This window comes from Citrobacter sp. JUb117, assembly GCF_024809055.1.
Taxonomy (GTDB): Bacteria; Pseudomonadota; Gammaproteobacteria; order Enterobacterales; family Enterobacteriaceae; genus Citrobacter; species Citrobacter gillenii.
On sequence record NZ_JANUFB010000001.1, the window covers coordinates 712,140 to 728,280 of the forward strand.

Here is a 16,141-nt window from a genome sequence, read left to right on the forward strand (position 1 = left end):
GTGCTATGATTCAAAAAGGATATAAATAACAACAGAATGAATCATATGGACAAACTCGACAGCTTTATTCAGCAGGCGGTGGCCGCGATGCCCATTAGCGGCACCTCGCTTATCGCCTCGTTATACGGTGACTGCTTATCCCAGCGTGGCGGCGAAGTGTGGCTCGGCAGCGTGGCGGCATTGCTTGAAGGACTCGGCTTTGGTGAACGCTTTGTGCGCACCGCGCTGTTTCGCCTTAATAAAGAAGAGTGGCTGGACGTGGTGCGCATTGGCCGGCGCAGCTTCTACCGGCTGAGCGATAAAGGGTTACGCCTGACACGACGCGCCGAAAGCAAAATTTATCGCGCCAGTGCCCCGGAATGGGACGGCACCTGGCTGTTGTTACTTTCTGAAGGGCTAGAAAAAAATACCCTTAATGAAGTCAAAAAGCAGCTGATTTGGCAGGGGTTCGGCGTCCTTGCGCCAAGCCTGCTGGCCTCGCCGTCGCAAAAGCTGGCGGATGTGCAGTCGCTACTACACGAAGCGGGTGTGGCGGAAAATGTGATTGTATTTGAAGCACATTCACCGCTGGCCATTTCTCGCGCTGCGCTGCGTGAGCGTGTGGAAGAGTGCTGGCAACTGACCGAACAGAACGCCATGTACGAGGCGTTTATCACATTGTTCCGCCCGCTGTTGCCGCTGCTGCGTGACGCCGATGCGGGTGAGCTGACGCCGGAACGCTGCTTCCAGATCCGTCTGCTGCTGATCCATTTCTATCGTCGGGTGGTACTGAAAGATCCGCTGTTACCAGAGGAACTGCTGCCCGCCCACTGGCTGGGTCAGACCGCACGCCAGTTGTGTATCAATATCTATCAACGCGTCGCGCCCGGTGCTCAGGCTTTTGTCAGTGAAAAAGGCGAAAGTTCAGTGGGCGAACTGCCCGCGCCGGGGCCGCTCTATTATCAACGCTTTGGTGGATTAGCCGAGGCGTAACAGGAGAAGCCATGCCGATTTACCAGATGGACGGAATGATCCCCGTCGTACCTAACGAAAGCTATGTTCATCCAACCGCCGTACTGATTGGCGATGTGATCCTCGGCAAAGGGGTTTACGTGGGTCCTAACGCTAGCCTGCGCGGCGATTTTGGTCGTATCGTGGTGAAAGATGGCGCGAATATTCAAGATAACTGCGTAATGCACGGTTTCCCGGGGCAGGACACTGTGGTGGAAGAAGACGGGCATATCGGCCACGGTGCCATTCTGCACGGTTGCGTAATTGGCCGTAATGCGCTGGTCGGTATGAGCGCGGTGATTATCGATGGGGCGACCATTGGTGAAAACAGTATTGTCGGTGCGTCGGCGTTTGTGAAAGCCCGGGCTGAGATGCCCGCCAACCATCTGATTGTCGGTAGTCCGGCAAAAGCGATTCGCACCCTAACCGAGCAAGAACTGACGTGGAAGAAGCAGGGCACCCGTGAATATCAGGTACTGGTGGAACGCTGTCAGCACACGCTTTCTGAAGTGCAACCGCTGACCGAAGCGGAGCCCGACCGTAAGCGGCTGGAGTTTGATGAAGATCTGAAGCCGAAATCAGCGAGTTAGCTCGGGGCAAGCGGGCGTCGGGTTACCGGCGTTGTCATCGGGGTGACAACGCCGGGCACAATGTTCTTATCAGAACTGATAGCTGGCGGTGACGCTGACGTTACGCGGTTCACCATAGACGATAGAGCCGTCAATGTTGGTGTCGTAAGTCTTATCGAACAGGTTGTTCAGGTTGCCCTGCAGGGAGAAGTTTTTTGTCACCTGGTAACGGGTGAATAAATCTACCAATGCGTAGCTACCCTGTTCGGCTCGGAACGTCCCGTACGGCGTCACGGTATCGCTGTAAACGCGATTCTGCCAGTTAACACCACCGCCGACGGTCAGCTCCGGTATCGCTGGCAGACGATAACGGGTGAACAGTTTCACCGTAGTACGTGGCAGGTTTGGGTTCACCGCCTTGCCTTCGTTATCTTCGGCAACGTAGCGCGTTGCGCCAAACGTCATCTGCCAGTTATCGGTGATTGCACCGTTCACTTCGAATTCAACCCCTTTGCTGACTGTACCATTGCTCGACTTATAGGCCGTTTCGCCATTGCTGCCGGCAATTGGCGTACCGGTAGACTGTGCCAGGTTATCCTGCTCGATACGGAATACCGCAAGGGTGGTGGTCAGGCGACTGTTCATCCAGTCCGACTTTAACCCCATCTCATAGTTGTTACCGGTGATCGGAGAGAGGTATTTACCCGAGCTGTCACGTTTGTTCTGTGGCTGGAAAATAGAGGTATAGCTGGCGTAGGTTGACCAGTTATCATCAATGTCATACACCAGACCGGCATACGGTGTGGTGTGATTTTTTTCCATGCTGTAGGTCAGGGTGTCGATACGCCAGTTGGTATAACGTGCGCCGAGGATCAAGTGCAGCGGGTCGGCCAGCGAAACACGCGTCGCCGCGTAGAGCGATTTCATGTGGGTGGTATCGTCCTGGGCCAGCGATTGTGGACGCCAGTTAGTCTCAGGAATATTACCGTCGAAGTTATTGAAATTCCCCACTTCGTTCGGATACACGTTATCCCAGGCATTGACATAACGGTTGTTTTGTTTGCTGTAGCTGCCGCCGAGCATCAGGTTATGTTGACGACCAAACAGGTCGTAGCCACCGTCGGCGAACAGATCAACCGCATCGATCTTACGCTTGCCGCTGTTCCACCCCGTACCGCCGACGTTGTCGAAGCCAGGTCCATAATTAGCATAAGGGCCGACCAGCATACCGGTGTTTTTGTCGACATAGGCATCGATGTACATTGTTTTGCTGTCGAACTTAACCTCAGAGTGGGTAGCGTTCAGGGTTGTCTGCCAGGTATCGGCAAAACGCTGTTTCAGCGTGACAAAGACTTTGTTGATGTCTTTGTCATTGTAGGCCCAGTCCGGAGCCGTGCTGCGCGAACGGTCATAGCTGTTTTTGCTGCCGTCGGTATTCCAGCGCGGCAGGCCACCCCAGGTTGGGCTGTTAACGTCAATACGCTGGTATTCATAACCGGCAGACAGGCTGGTGGTGTCACCCAGATCCGCATCGACAATCCCGGAGAAGAACATTTTTTCGCTGTTGTAGCGGTCAAGCCAGGAGTCGTTATTCTGATATCCGGCGACGATGCGGGCGCGCACATTGCCATCTTCGGTTAACGGACTCTGTAAATCAGTGACATAGCGCTGTTTATTCCAGCTGCCGTATTCTGCCGACACATTACCGGTGAACTCGCGGCTGGTGGCGTGTTTACGAATCATGTTAATGGAGGCTGAAGGATTGCCCGTTCCGGTCATCAAACCGTTCGCTCCGCGCACCACTTCTACGCGTTCAAACAAGGCGGTGTCGGAAAGTGCATCGCCGAGGTTCCAGCGGGATTCAAAATAGGTCGGGATCCCGTCGACCATATAGTTATCAATCTCAAAACCGCGGGAAAAATAGCTGTTACGATCGGAGTCAGCCTGGCTTTTACTGATACCGAGCGTGTTGTCCATCACATCACCGAGAGTCTGTAACTGCTGATCTTCCATGCGCTGCTGGCTAACGATAGTGACCGACTGAGGTATATCGCGCTGGGTCATCTGCATTTTGGTGCCTGCTGTCGTCGACTTCACGCTGTAATCCTGTTCTTCGCCGGATGCCGAGTCTGCGGTGGCTGAACCATCAACGATCACCGTATCTTCGTTGGCGGCGAAGCCTGAAGCGGGAATAAAAGCCATGGCAATACAGACAGCAAGCAAGGAAGGGGCGAGTGCGGGTTGACGCTGAGAATCCCGGTTGTATGTTGTGAAAGACATCAATAAGTCCTTGATAATTATTAATATTAAGTTCTAATCACCGTTGCGGGTGATGAACCCTTTTGTTGTTAACTATTAAATTTGTATGCAAATGCAAATGCAAATGCGAAATATACGCATTCATATTCAACGTGTAAACAGATGCTACAGAGATAAATGAAATATTGTTTCAGTACTATGTCTGAGCAATAGCGGCGGTAAATGGTTATAAGAACAGCGGAGAGGGAGCTTTTTGCTTAAAAAATCGGGGGTTAAAGTTGAAAGAGCGTGAGTAACTCGCTCATACTCTATACTCGCAGAGTCGCTCGGCGTAGCATGGCACAACGCATGGGCTGTTAATGAAAAAGGAAAACGTCGTGGCAGAAGAAACTATATTCAGCAAAATTATTCGTCGTGAAATTCCCTCAGACATCGTGTATCAGGACGAACTGGTAACCGCGTTTCGTGATATTTCACCTCAGGCACCCACGCATATCCTGATCATTCCCAACGTTCTGATCCCAACCGTTAACGATGTAACGGCAGAACATGAACAGGCGCTGGGCCGAATGATCACCGTGGCGGCCAAAATCGCCGAGCAGGAAGGTATTGCCGAAGATGGCTACCGTTTGATCATGAATACCAATCGCCACGGTGGACAAGAGGTGTATCACATCCACATGCATCTGCTAGGGGGCCGTGTGTTGGGGCCAATGCTTGCACATAAAGGTCTATGATAATGACCAGAGGATGCATCGCGCTGACGCTGGGCTTACTGTTGCTGGCTGGCTGTCGTTCACACCCCGAAATTCCGGTCAGTGATGAACAGTCTCTGGTGATGGAATCAACAATACTGGCCGCGGGTATAACAGCAGAACAACCTGCGTTAACCACGTCTGATATTCAGCCTTCGGCATCCTCACGACTCTATAACGAAAGGCAAGAACCCGTCACCGTTCATTATCGGTTTTACTGGTATGACGCCAGAGGGCTGGAAATGCACCCTCTGGAGGCGCCACGTAGCGTTACGATTCCGGCACGTTCGTCGGTGACATTGTATGGCAGCGCCAATTTTCTGGGGGCGCACAAGGTTAGACTTTATCTTTATTTGTAAGAGGTGAATCTTGATGATCAAATTGAATCGCTACGCCGTGGTTGCTGCGCTGGCGATATTTCTCTCTGGCTGTGTGGCGCAACGTGAGCCTGCACCGGTAGATGAAGTAAAACCGGTACCGGAACAGCCCGCGCAGCCGCAACAGCCTGTGCCAGTTGTACCTACAGTGCCGACCATTCCGCAGCAGCCGGGTCCGATTGAACATGAGGATCAAACGGCGCAGCCCGCTCCGCGAGTACGTCATTATGACTGGAACGGGGCGATGCAGCCGATGGTGGGCAAAATGCTGCAGGCGGATGGCGTAAAAGCCGGGGGCGTTCTGCTGGTCGACAGCGTGAACAACCGCACTAACGGTTCACTTAATGCAGGGGAAGCCACCGAGACGCTGCGCAATGCGCTGGCGAATAACGGGAAATTTACCCTGGTTTCGGCGCAGCAACTGGCGATAGCGAAGCAGCAACTCGGTTTATCACCGCACGACAGCTTAGGCACGCGCAGCAAAGCGATTGGCATTGCCCGTAACGTCGGTGCCCAGTATGTGCTGTATTCCAGCGCATCCGGTAACGTCAATACGCCATCACTGCAAATGCAATTAATGCTGGTACAAACGGGTGAGATAATCTGGTCAGGTAAAGGTGCCGTTCAGCAACAATAAGCCATTGACGCGCGATGAGGTGTTGTCGCGCTATTTCCCGCAGTATCGTCCCGTCGCAGCTGGTAAGCTTGGCTTGAGCGGCGGGAGCTGCGTCATTGAACATCATTCCCATCGCCTCGTACTGCGCCGTCATCACGATCCTGACGCGCCAGAGTCGCATTTTTTACGCCACTATCATGCGCTAAAACGCCTGCCGGACAGTCTGGCTCCTGAACCTCGTTTTTATACGCGCGGGTGGATGGCCATCGACTATTTTCACGGTAGAGTCGATTCCAGATTACCGGAAGCCGACGAACTCGCGCGCTTACTGTATCATCTTCACCAACAACCCCATTTTGGCTGGCGAGTGAGTCTGCTGCCGTTGCTGGAACAGTACTGGCAGTGTTGTGATCCGACGCGTCGCACATCGCGCTGGTTACGTGTGCTAAAGCGTCTGAGAAAACGACGGGAACCTCATCCCTTGCGTTTGGGGCCTTTGCATATGGATGTCCACGGCGACAACATTGTGCATACGGTGTCAGGTCTGCGGTTGATTGACTGGGAGTATGCCGGGGACGGCGATATCGCCCTCGAGCTGGCAGCAGTGTGGGTCGCTGACGAGTCGCAACATCGCGAGTTGGTCAACGCCTATGCCCGCCATGCGCATATTGACCCAAACGTTCTGTGGCGGCAGATCAGACAGTGGCAACCCTGGATACTGATGCTGAAGGCGGGGTGGTTTGAGTATCGCTGGCAACAGACAGGCGATCGACAATTTATCAGGCTGGCCGATGACACCTGGCGGCAGCTAACCATGAAAGGATAAGGAGAGCAGTGTGGGTCCAGTAATGTTGGATGTTGAAGGGTATGAGCTGGACGCGGAAGAGCGAGAGATTTTGGCGCACCCGTTGGTGGGTGGTTTAATCCTCTTTACCCGTAATTACCACGACCCGGAACAGTTACGTGAATTAGTGCGTCAGATTCGCGCGGCGTCACGTAATCATCTGGTGGTGGCGGTGGATCAAGAAGGCGGGCGCGTGCAGCGTTTTCGCGAAGGTTTTACCCGCCTGCCAGCGGCACAATCCTTTGCCGCACTGCACGGTCTGGAAGAGGGTGGAAAGCTGGCTGAAAACGCCGGATGGCTGATGGCCAGCGAGATGATTGCGATGGACATTGATATCAGTTTTGCCCCCGTTTTGGATGTCGGCCATATCAGTGCCGCGATTGGCGAGCGTTCGTATCATGCCGATCCGCTAAAAGCGCTGGCGATGGCGACGCGCTTTATCGACGGTATGCACGCGGCAGGCATGAAAACCACCGGGAAGCATTTCCCTGGACATGGGGCAGTGACGGCGGATTCACACAAAGAAACGCCCACCGATCCGCGACCGGAAGCTGAAATTCGCGCTAACGATATGTCGGTGTTCCAGGCGCTTATTACGGAAAACAAACTCGACGCGATTATGCCTGCGCACGTGATTTATAGCGAAGTAGACTCCCGCCCGGCGAGTGGTTCACCGCATTGGCTAAAAACGGTCCTGCGTCAGGAGCTTGGTTTTGACGGTGTGATTTTCTCTGACGATCTGTCGATGGAAGGTGCGGCAATCATGGGGAGCTATGCAGAGCGAGGCCAGGCATCGCTGGATGCAGGTTGCGATATGATCCTGGTCTGCAATAATCGTAAAGGGGCAGTCAGTGTGTTAGATAATCTGTCGCCGATCAATGCAGAGCGTGTTACACGTTTGTATCATAAAGGTTCATTTTCGCGTCAGGAACTGATGGACTCGGATCGCTGGAAAACAATCAGCGCCCAGCTCAACCAGCTTCATGAACGCTGGCAGGAAGAGAAAGCAGGTCATTAACGCAAGTTTGCGAGGATGCGATGATTATCTATTTACACGGTTTTGACTCTAACAGTCCGGGCAACCACGAGAAAGTGTTGCAATTACAGTTTATTGACCCGGATGTCAGGCTGATTAGCTACAGTACACGGCATCCTAAACATGATATGCAGCATCTGCTGAAAGAAGTAGATAAAATGTTGCAGCTTAATGTCGACGACCGACCGCTGATTTGCGGTGTGGGTCTGGGCGGCTACTGGGCAGAAAGGATTGGTTTTCTGTGTGATATTCGCCAGGTGGTGTTTAACCCTAACTTGTTCCCGAATGAGAACATGGAAGGAAAAATCGACAGGCCGGAAGAGTACGCTGACATCGCCACAAAATGTGTGACCAATTTCCGTGAGAAGAATCGCGACCGGTGTCTGGTCATTCTGTCACGGCATGATGAAGCGCTGAACAGCCAGCGTGCTTCCGAAGAGCTGCATCACTACTATGAAATTGTATGGGACGAAGATCAGACCCATAAATTTAAAAATATCTCCCCACATTTGCAGCGAATCAAAGCCTTTAAGACGTTAGGTTAGTCACTCACCCACGTTTAACAAAGCCAGCCTGCGGGCTGGTTTTTTTATCTTTAAAATTCCAGTTGTCTATCTTTTCAGCATCAAAACTTGATGCACATCAAATTTGGTATGACCAATGCACCGTTCGTGTTATTCTCAGTCTCGAAGGACATTTTCATTATCGTAACGTGTTGTTAATTAAAGGCTATGCCTATAACGTTTAATTAACAATTGGTTAATAAAATTTAAGGGGGTCACGTTGACTACACCATTGAAAAGGATCGTGATTGTCGGCGGCGGTGCTGGCGGACTGGAAATGGCGACGCAGCTCGGTAAAAAGCTGGGGCGCAAGAAGAAGGCCAAAATCACGCTGGTAGACAGAAATCACAGCCATCTATGGAAACCGTTGCTGCACGAAGTGGCAACCGGATCGCTGGATGAGGGTGTTGATGCACTGAGCTATCTGGCGCATGCCCGTAACCACGGCTTTGAATTCCAGCTGGGTTCGGTTATGGATATCGATCGTGAAGCGAAGACTATTACTATCGCTGAGCTGCGCGATGAGAAAGGTGAACTGCTGGTTCCTGAGCGCAAAGTGGCGTATGACACGCTGGTAATGGCGTTGGGTAGTACCTCCAATGATTTCAACACGCCGGGCGTCAAAGATCATTGCATCTTCCTTGATAACCCGCATCAGGCTCGCCGTTTCCATCAGGAAATGCTGAACCTGTTCCTGAAATATTCGGCGAATTTGGGCGCTAACGGCAAAGTGAATATCGCTATTGTCGGTGGTGGTGCGACGGGCGTTGAGCTGTCGGCTGAACTGCATAATGCGGTGAAACAGCTGCACAGCTACGGCTACAAAGGGTTAACCAACGAAGCGCTGAACGTGACGCTGGTGGAAGCCGGTGAGCGTATTCTGCCTGCGTTGCCGCCACGTATTTCCAGCGCGGCTCATAATGAGCTGACCAAGCTGGGCGTGCGTGTGCTGACGCAGACGATGGTGACCAGCGCTGATGAAGGCGGTCTGCACACCAAAGACGGCGAGTATATTGAAGCCGATCTGATGGTCTGGGCGGCAGGTATCAAAGCGCCAGACTTTATGAAGGATATTGGCGGTCTGGAAACGAACCGAATTAATCAGCTGGTGGTTGAACCGACTCTGCAGACGTCGCGCGACCCTGACGTGTACGCGATTGGTGACTGTGCCTCCTGCGCACGTCCGGAAGGGGGCTTTGTCCCGCCGCGGGCCCAGGCTGCACACCAGATGGCATCGTGCGCAATGAGCAACATTCTGGCGCAGATGAACGGCAAGCCGCTGAAGGCGTATCAGTATAAAGATCACGGCTCGCTGGTTTCACTGTCTAACTTCTCTACCGTTGGTAGCCTGATGGGCAACCTGACGCGCGGTTCGATGATGGTGGAAGGGCGTATTGCTCGCTTTGTCTACATTTCGCTGTACCGTATGCACCAGATTGCGCTGCACGGTTATTTCAAAACCGGCCTGATGATGCTGGTGGGTAGCATCAACCGTGTAATTCGCCCGCGCCTGAAACTGCACTAATATCGATGTGTGATGCCGGATGACGCTGTTCATCCGGCCCCTTCCTTAAGAGTTCTCTGAATCCTGCTGCTTTGCTTCCTTGTTCCGCTATTTTCATCCGTAATCTGATTGGCATTTTTCATCTCCTGTTGCAAAGTTGTTGCTAATAGCAAAAAAGGAGGAAGTCCCGTGAATAAATCAATGTTGGCGGGTATAGGGATTGGCGTAGCTGCTGCGCTGGGTGTGGCAGCGGTGGCCAGTCTTAACGTGTTTGAGCGTGGCCCACAATATGCACATGTTGTCTCTGCGACCCCGATTAAAGAAACGGTAAAAACGCCGCGTCAGGAATGCCGTAACGTGACAGTTACCCACCGTAAGCCGGTGCAGGATGAAAATCGTATTGCGGGTTCAGTGCTGGGTGCTGTTGCGGGTGGGGTTATCGGTCATCAGTTTGGTGGCGGACGCGGTAAAGATATTGCCACCGTTGCAGGGGCATTAGGTGGCGGTTATGCCGGTAACCAGATCCAGGGTTCGATGCAGGAAAACGATACCTACACCAGTACGCAGCAGCGCTGTAAAACAGTGTATGACAAATCGGAAAAAATGCTGGGTTACGACGTGACCTACAAAATTGGCGATCAGCAGGGCAAAATCCGCATGGATAAAGACCCTGGCTCGCAAATCCCACTGGATAACAACGGCCAGTTGGTGCTGAATAACAACGCGTAAAATAGTCTTGCTCTGTGCATTAATTAGCCCCCCATTCGCTCAGGATGGGGGCTTTTTTTATCAGATGGTTAATGCGGAGTTCAGGCCAGAGGCGCGGTTTCTTCTTTCAGCAGTTCAGGCCACAGACGCAGCGTGGTCCGGGATATCTGCATCAGTTTCTCAAAAGTTGCCCCTTCGCGGGCGCTGATCGACATACCTTGTAAAATACAGTTCAGAAATTCGGCCAGTTTCTGCGGATCGCAGTGTGCCGGAATTTCGCCATGTTGCTGGCGCTGGCGAAGAAACTGGGTCAGCGTTTGCTCCTGCATGGCATGGCGGGATTTCACCGTGTGCGCAATATCGCGGGAAGAGGCGGCAAGCGTTGCGGAGGTATTAATCATAAAACATCCTGCCGGGGTGTCTTTGCTAGTGAAGCAGGTGGCGATTGCCGTGAAGTAGTCTTCCAGCGCACAGGTGAGGCTTTTTTCTTCGCAAAAGAGTTGGGCTTCGTGCTTTGCAGCGAAGCAGGTGATGTAGCGGTCCAGCACGGCACGAAATAACCCTTCCTTATTGGTGAATTCCGCGTACAGCGTGGGCGCTTTGGCACCGGTTGCTTCCACGAGATCGGCGAGCGAGGTCGCTTCATATCCGTGCTGCCAGAAGAGTGTCATGGCCTTATCAAGCGCGGCTTCCCTGTCGAACACTTTTGGTCGGCCACGGCTTTTTTTTGCACAACCTGTCGTTTCAGTTGTCATGGTGCCGTCGTACCTGGTTGGGTTTATTGAACAATCATTATAAAAATATTTGCCCACACTCTCCAGTGTATTCACGATAAAAATAATTTGTTTCTATTGATATGAAAAATAAGACCTTTGCATTTTATATAACGATCGTTATAAAAAACATTGACGTGTGACCTGGATCACATCTATGATTTCCCTATCGATCGTTAAGTTAATCTTTTCGACAGACATTCATCTGCATAAGGTCACTATTATGAAAAACGTAAAAACGCTGCTGCTTGCTACGGTTCTGAGCTCACTTTCATTTGCCAGCTTTGCCGCTGTAGAAGTTCAGGCCACGCCTGAAGGCCAACAGAAGGTAGGGATTATCTCTGCGAATGCGGGGACTAACTTAGGTTCTCTGGAAGATCAACTGGCGCAGAAAGCAGATGAAATGGGGGCGAAATCGTTCCGTATTACCTCTGTGACCGGTCCTAACACTCTTCATGGTACAGCGGTAATCTACAAATAAGTTTTAACCCATCGCAATGCCACTGCGAGTTAACTAAAAAAACCCCCGCGGAATAACATCCAGCGGGGGTTTTTTATGGGCAACTGTTTACAGTGACTGCTGACTGACGTCGTGATGACGCGTTACGTCTACCGGCATCCCGGAACGCAGTTCCATAGCGTGTTCCATGACGGAGGCATCCGTTTGTGCTGCATTCTTAAACGTCTTCATCGACGCGTTCAGTACGATCGGCAGCACCTGCGGATCGTCATCAATATTTTCCGACAGCGGCTGATGCACTTCTACGAGGCGCACGCCGTTGGGTTCAACAGAGGCTTTGATTGGCGTGTTGATAATATTGACCTTGGTACCTGGCGTAACCTGACGGAATAAGGTTTCAATATCACCGTCGCGCAGGCGAATACAGCCAGAGCTGACGCGCATACCGATACCAAAATCAGCGTTGGTACCGTGAAGTAAATAGACTCCACCGTAAGCCGCCAGGCGGATGGCATGATGGCCCATCGGGTTTTCCGGACCCGCAGGGACGACGGCAGGCAGGTCGATACCATTGGCTTTGTAACGGGCGCGGATATTGGCCGTTGGGGTCCAGGTCGGGTTGGCACGTTTATCAGAGATACTGGTTACCATGGTGGGAGTCAGGGTATCTCCGCCCAGTTGACCAATACCAATCGGATACACGGTCACCGAATTTTTACCTGGGTGATAATAGTACAGACGCAACTCAGCAAGATTAATCACAATCCCTTCGCGCGGGGCATCCGGTAGCAGGGTTTGCAGCGGAATGGTTAATACGCTACCGGCTCTTGGCACGAAAGGGTCGACGCCAGGGTTAGCCTGTAGCAGCGCTAAAAAACCCACATTGTACTTTTTCGCAATGGCTTCCAGTGAACCGCCGTTATCTTCGACAACATGTACGGTATTTTCACCCACCAGTCTGCTTCCTGGCGGAGGCAGCGGCCAGGTGTTCGCCTGGGCCGGAAGCGCCAGCGCAAGAGACGCGGCAAGCGTAAAATACGTCAGCCAGCGAGAGAATTGCTTATTGTTTAACATTGCCATAAGTCCATTGTTTTTACGTGGTTTTTATCATGTAAAAGTAAACAGGAATTATGGCGGTTTGCAGTGTCGGGAAGTGCAGGGAAGTGCAAAGAGTTTGTAAATTCAACCGGCCGGGTGAGTATGGTGAACTGCACCCGGCCTGATGGCTATGCTACGGCGTTTTCTTCCAGTTGGCGCATAAACTGACGCACCCACTCCATACGCGTTTTACGGTCAGCAAGGTCCTGAATAAACTTCAGGCGCGTGGGACCGTCCAGGCGGAAGTGCTGTGGTTGTTTTTGCAGCAAACCGATCAGCCACACTGGGTTGACGTGGTTTTTCTCTGCAAATTCAATGGTACCGCCTTTTTCATTACCCTCGAGCTTTCTGATTCCCAGCTTTTGCGCCTGCTGGCGCAGACGGGCAATATCCAGCAGCGTGCGGGCAGGATCGGGCAGCAGGCCAAAGCGGTCGATTAGCTCGACCTTGATCTCTTCCAGTTCATTTTCACCCTTTGCACTGGCAATGCGTTTATAGAATGACAGTCGCGTGTTCACATCGGGAATGAAATCATCCGGCAACAGCGACGGCATGCGCAGTTCCACTTCGGTTTGTTGACTGGTGAGATCTTCCAGCGACGGTTCACGCCCTTCTTTGAGCGCATCCACCGCGTTCTCCAGCAGCTCCATATACAGCGAGAAACCGATGGTTTCCATTGAGCCGCTCTGGTCTTCACCCAGCAGTTCGCCTGCCCCGCGAATCTCGAGGTCGTGGGTCGCCAGCGCAAAACCTGCACCCAAATCTTCCAGTGAGGCAATGGCTTCGAGGCGTTTTTGTGCGTCGGTGGTCATGGCTTTCGGGTGCGGTGTCAGCAGCCAGGCGTAGGCCTGGTGATGCGAGCGTCCCACGCGACCACGTAGCTGATGCAGCTGCGCCAGACCGAAGTGGTCCGCACGTTCGATGATAATCGTGTTGGCAGTCGGAATGTCGATCCCGGTTTCAATAATGGTGGTACACACCAATACGTTAAATCGCTGGTGGTGGAAATCGTTCATCACGCGTTCCAGCTCGCGCTCGCGCATCTGTCCATGCCCGATGGCAATACGCGCTTCCGGCACCAGTTCTGCCAGCCTGTCGGCAGTTTTCTGGATGTTCTCAACGTCGTTGAACAGATAATAGACCTGACCACCACGCAGCACTTCACGCAGAATGGCTTCGCGTACCACCAGATTGTCATACTCGCGTACAAAGGTTTTGACCGCCAGACGGCGGGCGGGCGGCGTGGCAATGATCGACAGATCGCGCATACCGCTCATCGCCATATTCAGCGTGCGAGGGATCGGCGTTGCGGTTAGCGTCAGAATATCCACGTCAGCGCGCATCGCTTTGATTCGCTCTTTATGCCGCACGCCGAAGCGGTGCTCTTCATCGACGATCAGCAGACCTAAATCTTTTAGCTTCACATCGCTTTGTAGCAGTTTGTGGGTACCGATAAGAATATCGATTTTACCTTCAGCGACCTGCTCCAGGATCTGCGCTTGCTCTTTGGCGCTACGAAAACGCGACAACATCTCAATGCGTACCGGCCAGTTGGCAAAGCGGTCACGGAAGTTGTCGAAGTGCTGCTGAGCAAGCAGGGTGGTCGGTACCAGTACGGCGACCTGTTTGTGGTTCTCGACGGCGAGGAAGGCGGCGCGCATCGCTACTTCGGTTTTACCGAAGCCAACGTCGCCGCAGACCAGACGGTCCATCGCCAGCGGCTGGCACATATCGCTGAGTACCGCGTTAATGGCCTGCGCCTGATCGGGCGTGGTTTCAAACGGGAAGCTGTCGCAAAACAGCTGATACTGTTCGCGGTCATGCTTAAAGGCAAAGCCTTCTTTCGCCGCACGCTGGGCGTAGATATCCAGCAGCTCTGCGGCCACATCGCGCACTTTTTCGGCGGCTTTCTGCCGCGCCCGCGACCAGGCGTCGCCGCCGAGTTTATGCAGTGGCGCATTTTCTTCTGCGCCACCGGCGTAACGACTGATTAAATGTAATGACGACACCGGTACGTACAGTTTGGCGTCGTTGGCGTAGGTGAGCATCAGGTATTCAGCGGTGATACCGCCTGCTTCTAATGTGGTCATGCCGGCGTAGCGCCCCACGCCGTGCTCCAGATGCACCACCGGCTGACCGGGGTGCAACTCCGCCAGGTTGCGGATTAAGGTATCGGGGTTGATGGTGCGACGCGAATCCTGACGACGGCGCGCCACGCGCTCGCCGAGGAGATCGCTTTCGCAGATCAGCGCCAGATTACGTTTGCTATCAATAAACCCGTGTTCCGCCGAGCCAATCATCAGATAACGACCTGCATCGACCGCTTCATCGAGGCGCAAAATGCGCTTCGGCGCAATCTTGATACGGGCGAGCAGTTCACCGAGAGCTTCGCGACGGCCTTCACTTTCTACCGAGAAAATCACCGGACCGGTAAAGGCTTCAAGGAACTTACGTAATGCGTCCAACGGCGCTTTTTGCTGCGCCTGGACGGCCAGGTCTGGCAGCTTCTGGAACCCGAGGTTGGTATTCGCCGCTTTTTTCGGCAGGCTCTCGGTTTTCAGCTGAACGCGGGGCCAGCGTTTAAGTTCAGAGAACAGCTCATCCACCCGCAGCCACAGTGATTCCGGCGGCAGAAGTGGACGCATCGGGTCAACGCCCCGATTCTCAAAGCGCGACAGCGTGTCGGCCTGAAAGCGCTCGGCGCTGGTTTCTAGATCGCCGGTATTCACCAGCAGCGTATTGGCCGGGAAGTAGCTGAATAACGGCGGCAACGGCTCGCTGAAAAACAGCGGCTGCCAGTATTCGATCCCGGCAGGAAGCGTACCTTTACTGACCTGCTGATAAATATGTTCCGCGTCGCGTTTTACCTCAAAGGTGTCGCGCCACTGGCTGCGAAACAGTTCGATAGCCGTTTTATCGGTGGGGAATTCGTGCGCGGGCAGCAGATTAATGGCGTCGACTTCTTCCAGCGTGCGCTGGGTATCGGTATCAAACAGACGCAAGCTGTCAATTTCATCATCAAAAAAATCAAGACGATAGGGAAACTCGCTGCCCATCGGGAATAGATCTAGCAGTGCACCGCGCGTGGCATATTCACCGTGTTCCATAACTTGATCAACGTGGCGATAACCGGCACTTTCCAGCTGTTCACGCAGCGCGTCACGCGATAAACGCTGACCTTTTTTCATCACCAGCGCGTGACCGTGCAGATAGCTGTGCGGACACACGCGTTGCATCAGCGTGTTGACCGGTACGATCAGCACGCCGCGCTGCATGGACGGCAGTTGATATAGTGTGGAGAGCCGCGAGGAGATGATTTCCTGATGCGGTGAAAAACTGTCGTACGGGAGCGTTTCCCAGTCCGCGAGGTTCATCACCATCTGGTCAGTAAACTGGCGAATTTCGTCATGCAGGCGCAGGGCATTTTGCATGTCAGGTGCGATGAGTACCACGGGGCCGGCGTGGTGTTCGGCAATGTCTGCCACCAGCGTGGCACAGGCGGCACCGGTAAGTTCACCTAACTGGCGCTGATCGCCAGCTTTCGCCGGGAGCGTGTAACGATGTTGTTCAGGCATTAGGTTGTCAGGAT

At 53.1% G+C, this 16,141-nt stretch carries 15 protein-coding genes; 11 read left to right on the forward strand and 4 right to left on the reverse strand.

The genetic code is table 11. The features are described 5' to 3' along the window. Nucleotides 1–45: 45 nt before the first annotated feature. Together paaX and paaY are read left to right on the forward strand one after the other, a co-directional pair. Nucleotides 46–972: a phenylacetic acid degradation operon negative regulatory protein PaaX gene (gene paaX / locus M2374_RS03455; RefSeq protein ID WP_181688245.1), complete on the forward strand. Its 927-nt coding sequence runs from the start codon at nt 46–48 to the stop codon at nt 970–972. Between the two features lie 11 nt (nt 973–983). Further along, nucleotides 984–1,580: a phenylacetic acid degradation protein PaaY gene (gene paaY, locus M2374_RS03460; protein ID WP_137399362.1), complete on the forward strand. Its 597-nt coding sequence runs from the start codon at nt 984–986 to the stop codon at nt 1,578–1,580. Between the two features lie 69 nt (nt 1,581–1,649). Here the strand turns inward: paaY and fhuE are convergent, their stop codons facing one another. Then, a complete protein-coding gene (fhuE, locus tag M2374_RS03465; RefSeq protein ID WP_137362904.1) occupies nt 1,650–3,839 on the reverse strand; it encodes a ferric-rhodotorulic acid/ferric-coprogen receptor FhuE in 2,190 nt (729 codons plus the stop codon). 356 nt (nt 3,840–4,195) lie between these two features. On the opposite strand from fhuE, the gene hinT reads away from it, so the two are divergent. From hinT to M2374_RS03505, 8 genes are all read left to right on the forward strand, one after another. Next, nucleotides 4,196–4,555, forward strand: coding sequence for a purine nucleoside phosphoramidase (gene hinT, locus M2374_RS03470; RefSeq protein WP_096759427.1), 360 nt, complete (start codon nt 4,196–4,198; stop codon nt 4,553–4,555). Nucleotides 4,556–4,557: 2 nt separating this feature from the next. Beyond that, nucleotides 4,558–4,932, forward strand: coding sequence for a YcfL family protein (locus M2374_RS03475; RefSeq protein WP_096757423.1), 375 nt, complete (start codon nt 4,558–4,560; stop codon nt 4,930–4,932). Nucleotides 4,933–4,945: 13 nt separating this feature from the next. After that, nucleotides 4,946–5,587: a penicillin-binding protein activator LpoB gene (lpoB, locus tag M2374_RS03480; RefSeq protein ID WP_096757422.1), complete on the forward strand. Its 642-nt coding sequence runs from the start codon at nt 4,946–4,948 to the stop codon at nt 5,585–5,587. Further along, a complete protein-coding gene (gene thiK, locus M2374_RS03485; protein ID WP_181625251.1) occupies nt 5,568–6,392 on the forward strand; it encodes a thiamine kinase in 825 nt (274 codons plus the stop codon). The genes lpoB and thiK overlap by 20 nt, the downstream gene beginning before the upstream one ends. Nucleotides 6,393–6,402: 10 nt before the next feature. Then, complete coding sequence (gene nagZ, locus M2374_RS03490) at nt 6,403–7,428, forward strand: beta-N-acetylhexosaminidase (RefSeq protein WP_096757420.1); 1,026 nt, start codon at nt 6,403–6,405, stop codon at nt 7,426–7,428. Between the two features lie 20 nt (nt 7,429–7,448). Further along, nucleotides 7,449–7,991, forward strand: a complete 543-nt coding sequence (gene ycfP, locus M2374_RS03495; protein ID WP_096757419.1) for an alpha/beta hydrolase YcfP — start codon at nt 7,449–7,451, stop codon at nt 7,989–7,991. Between the two features lie 238 nt (nt 7,992–8,229). Then, the gene (gene ndh / locus M2374_RS03500) at nt 8,230–9,534 is read left to right on the forward strand and encodes an NADH-quinone dehydrogenase (RefSeq protein WP_117341953.1); all 1,305 of its coding nucleotides are present in this window, start codon (nt 8,230–8,232) and stop codon (nt 9,532–9,534) included. A 168-nt stretch (nt 9,535–9,702) separates the two neighbouring features. Next, nucleotides 9,703–10,242 (forward strand): glycine zipper 2TM domain-containing protein, encoded by a 540-nt coding sequence (locus M2374_RS03505; RefSeq protein WP_096757417.1) that lies wholly within the window; start codon nt 9,703–9,705, stop codon nt 10,240–10,242. Between the two features lie 80 nt (nt 10,243–10,322). Here M2374_RS03505 and comR read toward each other — a convergent pair whose 3' ends face one another. Then, nucleotides 10,323–10,976 carry a TetR family copper-responsive transcriptional repressor ComR gene (comR, locus tag M2374_RS03510; protein WP_153879771.1) on the reverse strand — a complete coding sequence of 218 codons (654 nt, stop codon included), beginning with the start codon at nt 10,974–10,976 and terminating at the stop codon, nt 10,323–10,325. 241 nt (nt 10,977–11,217) lie between these two features. On the opposite strand from comR, the gene bhsA reads away from it, so the two are divergent. After that, complete coding sequence (bhsA, locus tag M2374_RS03515; protein WP_096759426.1) at nt 11,218–11,475, forward strand: multiple stress resistance protein BhsA; 258 nt, start codon at nt 11,218–11,220, stop codon at nt 11,473–11,475. An 87-nt stretch (nt 11,476–11,562) separates the two neighbouring features. On the opposite strand, the gene M2374_RS03520 is transcribed toward bhsA, so the two are convergent. Both M2374_RS03520 and mfd read right to left on the reverse strand, forming a co-directional pair. Further along, entirely contained in the window at nt 11,563–12,528 is a 966-nt protein-coding gene (locus tag M2374_RS03520) for a L,D-transpeptidase family protein (RefSeq protein WP_096757415.1), read from the reverse strand. 152 nt (nt 12,529–12,680) lie between these two features. Beyond that, entirely contained in the window at nt 12,681–16,127 is a 3,447-nt protein-coding gene (mfd, locus tag M2374_RS03525) for a transcription-repair coupling factor (protein ID WP_115258743.1), read from the reverse strand. Between the last annotated feature and the right edge of the window lie 14 nt (nt 16,128–16,141).